Origin of the sequence: Candidatus Erwinia dacicola (assembly GCF_001756855.1) — a bacterium.
Lineage (GTDB): Bacteria > Pseudomonadota > Gammaproteobacteria > Enterobacterales > Enterobacteriaceae > Erwinia > Erwinia dacicola.
Genome location: NZ_MAYS01000542.1, coordinates 1 through 1,355, shown reverse-complemented (window position 1 = coordinate 1,355; position 1,355 = coordinate 1). Strand labels below are relative to the sequence as shown.

Annotated in this window: 2 protein-coding genes and 1 pseudogene; 2 read left to right on the top strand and 1 reads right to left on the bottom strand. The window is 52.0% G+C overall.

From position 1 onward, the window contains the following. A partial coding sequence (locus BBW68_RS13590) for a hypothetical protein (protein ID WP_222563093.1) occupies positions 1-297 on the top strand: 297 nt, incomplete at its 5' end. Positions 298-462: 165 nt separating this feature from the next. Continuing rightward, positions 463-1,035 (top strand): OapA family protein, encoded by a 573-nt coding sequence (locus BBW68_RS13585; protein ID WP_070135757.1) that lies wholly within the window; start codon positions 463-465, stop codon positions 1,033-1,035. 192 nt (positions 1,036-1,227) lie between these two features. Here the strand turns inward: BBW68_RS13585 and BBW68_RS18100 are convergent. Further along, positions 1,228-1,355: pseudogene (locus BBW68_RS18100) on the bottom strand (IS256 family transposase); the annotation flags it as partial.

Genomic DNA, 1,355 nt, shown 5'->3' with positions numbered 1-1,355 from the left:
GAAATATGGGCCGAATGTGCTCGTAAAAGAACACCATCACCCCAGCATAAACCGGTCTCTGCCTTATCAATATGCGAAGCCAGAATGGAATTATCAGATGATGCAATAAAAACCATAAACAGAAATATCATTTCTGTGTGGAAAGATAAGAACCATCCCAAAACAGGGAAAGAGCACCAACTTTTTGCTGTAGACGGTTCAAAACTAAACATTCCCAGAGGGTTGCTGGAAGATGGATATAAAATCCTAAAAAACACAACATTAGCCCCAAAACCCCTTACTGGCCTGTACAGATAAAAACACGCCACCAGCAATGGGCTAAGCTACAGTGTATTAGAGGTATAAATGGGTCAGATTGCCCGCAGGCGAAGGAAAGGCCAGCCGCAGTTAGTCAGCCAAGTAAAAAACTGGCTGGTAAACCGCTCACTGATTGCGCGAGTGTCGCGCCAGGAGGAAGAAGCAATGCCAGACGCATCGCCAACATCACGTTTATCGTCGTGGCTTCATCAAATCTGGCATCTGCCGGACCAGATAAGCTGGATGAACTCGCTGCCAGTGCCCCATCGCCGCGGCATCATTGCCGCCGTACTGGTTATCCTGCTGGCCTTCCTGTGGCCGTCAACCCCGCCACAGCGCGCGGTGCACCCGGTCACGCCAATGCAGAGCGGCGACTCCGGCACTGAGGCACCGTTACAGGTGGAAATCACCGATAGCCCTCCGCCAGCGACAACAGCACCGCCCGCGGCGACTAGCACGCCACAGCCGGACAGCCAAGGGCAGTGGCATGAATACCTAATTGCCTCCGGTCAGACGTTGGCGCAGCTGTTCCGTGACAATAATCTGCCAGTCAATGATGTGTTTGCGATGGCGCGGGTTGAGGGCAGAGATAAGCCGCTCAGCACGTTACATGCCGGGCAGACGGTGAAGATTCGTCAAGATGCGCAGGGAGTAGTGACAGGATTGATGCTGGATAGCGGCAGCGGGGAAATATTGTTTACCCGCCAGCCCGATGGGACATTCTTAAAAGCGCAATAGAAACAAAAACGTTGCCCCGAGGGCTGAGGGATCCCCAGAAAATTACTGCTAATAAACCAACACCATATTTCGGTAGTTTCTAGTCAGATGGTTAAGAACTGTACTCAGTACCGTTCGCTTTAAAAAATTGGGGTCGAGTCCGTCAAGGTGGTGTAAATTCAGATCCAACCTTCCGGTCCGGTAATATGTCTGTTAAGCGCTGAGTGGCAGCGCCTCGATCACATCGTTTTCAGCGGTCTGCTCTATCTCCGCCATGCTGTGCTGCGGCAGGTAGCGGTTCTGCAACAGCCATTCTTCGTTCTGCTCCGTCAGCACCGCAC

Excerpts from the sequence above, each read along its gene's own strand:
- BBW68_RS13585 (WP_070135757.1), top strand. The coding sequence starts at position 463 with ATGCCAGACGCATCGCCAACATCACGTTTATCGTCGTGGCTTCATCAA.